1 protein-coding gene is annotated in these 2,846 nt (G+C 43.0%); it reads left to right on the forward strand.

The annotated features are described in order from the left end of the window. Window positions 1-158: 158 nt before the first annotated feature. Window positions 159-2,846: a formate dehydrogenase subunit alpha gene (locus tag ENL20_08860; GenBank protein ID HHE38666.1), complete on the forward strand. Its 2,688-nt coding sequence runs from the start codon at window positions 159-161 to the stop codon at window positions 2,844-2,846.

The following is a 2,846-nucleotide window of genomic DNA, read 5'->3' on the forward strand; positions in this document are numbered from 1 at the left end:
TGAACAAGAGTTTAGTAACGAGAGAAACGAGAAAACATTCCCAATCAGGGGATTGGGAACGATGATCCAAAAAAGAATAAAAATAAATTACAACTTTCCGTATAAATTCCCTCTCTTCTCAAGAGAGGGTCAGGGTGAGTTGTAGAATCGGAGGATAAATGCAAATCTTCATAAACGGAAAACCTTATGAAGCAGAGCCCAGAGAAACTGTTTTGCAGGTTGCACGGAGAAACGGAATATATATTCCGGCTTTATGCTATCACGAGAAAACTGGTAAAGCAGCTAAATGCCGTGTTTGTTCCGTCAAGATCGAGAAAATTCCGGGATTTCAAACTGCTTGTAATCTCGCTGTCCAGGATGGAATGAAAGTCACAACGAATTCGGAAGATATCATCGAAGCTCAAAAAACAACTGTCGATATGATCCTGTCTTCCGGTAAACACGACTGTCTTTCCTGCGAACAGAACGGAAATTGTGAACTTCAGGATGCAGCGTATTATCTCGGAATCGAAAGACCATCTTACGATCTTTATCCCGTAGAAAAAGAAAAGGACGAATCAAGTGAATTCATAAGAGTTGATCGTTCCAGATGTATTTCCTGCGGAAGATGTATTGTCGGTTGTAATGATATCGTTGTGAATGAAGTTCTAACTTTTAATGAAAGAAGTTTCGAGACGGAAATCGCTTTTGATGATGATCTTCCCATGGGAGAATCTTCCTGCGTGCAGTGTGGCGAATGTGTGCAGCTCTGTCCGGTCGGAGCATTGATCGATAAAAGAGCGGTTGGGAAAGGACGGATCTGGGAATTCGATAAAGTTGAAACTGTCTGTCCATATTGCGGAGTCGGCTGCAGGTTGGAACTTCATATCGATCGAAGGAAAAACGAAATTATTAGAATAACCGGAGTCGAGGATTCTCCAACCAATAATGGAATGCTTTGCGTCAAAGGTCGTTACGGATTTGATTTTGTGAATTCCGAAAAGCGTCTGACAACTCCATTGATCAAAGAAAACGGAGAATTCAGGGAAGCAGATTGGGATGAAGCGATCTCTCTCGTAGCTTCCAAATTTAATGAAATAAAAGAGAATTACGGAAGCGATGCCATTGCCGGTCTTGCTTCAGCGAAAGTCACCAACGAGGAAAACTTCGCATTCCAGAAATTTATGAGAAGGGAGGTAGGCACAAATAATGTTGATCATTGTGCCCGTCTCTGACATTCCTCTACTGTAGCCGGTCTGGCTGCTGCCTTTGGAAGCGGAGCAATGACAAATGACATTGCCGGAATCAAAAAAGCTGATGCAATTCTGATCATCGGTTCGGATACTTCTGCTGCTCATCCTGTGATCGCGGCTCGGATTAAACAAGCAGTGCGGGAAGGAACGACTAAACTGATCGTGATCGATCCGAAAAAGATCGTGATGGCTGATTATGCGGAAATTTATGCTGCTCAACGACCCGGAACCGATGTTGCTGTCCTGAACTGTCTGATGCATGTTATTTTGAAAAATGGCTGGGAAGATAAAGAATTTATCAAGGAAAGATTGGAAGGTTTCGAAGAATTCAAAGCAGAAATTTTGAAGGATAAATATGCTCCTGAAAATATCGAGAAGATTTCCGGTATTCCTGCTGACACTCTAAAAAAAATCGCTGAACTTTTCGGTAAAGCAGAAACTGCTTCTCTTTATTATGCGATGGGAATTACGCAACACACAACCGGAAGGGATAATGTCTGGTCTACTGCTAACTTGCAGATGATCTGCGGAAATCTCGGGAAAGATGGGGGAGGAGTGAATCCGCTGCGTGGACAATCCAATGTACAGGGAGCTTGTGATATGGGCGGACTTCCCAATGTATATCCCGGATACCAGAAAGTTGTCGATGAAAATGCTCAAAAGAAATTTGAAAAAGCGTGGGGAAGAGAACTCGATCATAAAATCGGTCTAACAGTAACGGAAATGATAGATGGAGCTTATGACGGAAAGGTCAAAGCTCTTTATGTGATGGGAGAAAATCCCTTCCTTTCCGATCCTGATCAGAATCATGTGATCGAAGCTCTAAAGAGAACCGAGTTCCTGGTAGTTCAGGATATGTTCATCACGGAAACCGCAGAATTTGCCGATGTGATCCTGCCTGCTGCTGCTTATGCGGAAAAGGAAGGTCATTTCACAAATACCGAGAGAAGAGTTCAAAGAATTAACAAAGTTATCGATGCTCCTGAAAATGTGAAAACAGATTGGGAGATTATTCAACTGATCGCCAATAAAATGGGTTCGGATTGGAAATATAAAACTACCAAGGATATTACGAATGAGATAAATGAACTTACTCCGCAATATGGAGGAATTACCTGGGATAGAGTTGGAAGAACCGGTCTGCAATGGCCCTGTCCAAACGAAGAACATCCCGGAACTCCATATCTTCATAAAGGAAAATTCGCACGCGGAAAAGGACTTCTTTCTCCCATCTCATTCAAAGAACCGGACGAACTTCCTGATGAAGAATATCCTCTTATTATGACAACAGGTCGTGTCTTGCAGCATTTCCATACCGGAACTATGAGCAGGAAAACAGAAGGTTTGAACAATCTTGCCGGTCCGATGGTGATGATCTCCGTAACTGATGCGGAAGAAATGAAGATAGCGAACAGTGAAGTCGTGAAGATCGCAACCCGCAGAGGAGAGATCGAAGCTCCTGCATTTGTGACCAAACGAATTCAGAAAGGCGTGATCTATATTCCGTTCCATTATAAAGAAGCTCCGGCAAATCGTCTGACCAATCCGGCACTCGATCCGGTGGCGAAGATACCGGAATATAAGGTTTGTGCGGCGAGAGTGAGTAAAATCTAA

The sequence above is a fragment of the Candidatus Cloacimonadota bacterium genome (assembly GCA_011372345.1).
Classification (GTDB): domain Bacteria; phylum Cloacimonadota; class Cloacimonadia; order Cloacimonadales; family TCS61; genus DRTC01.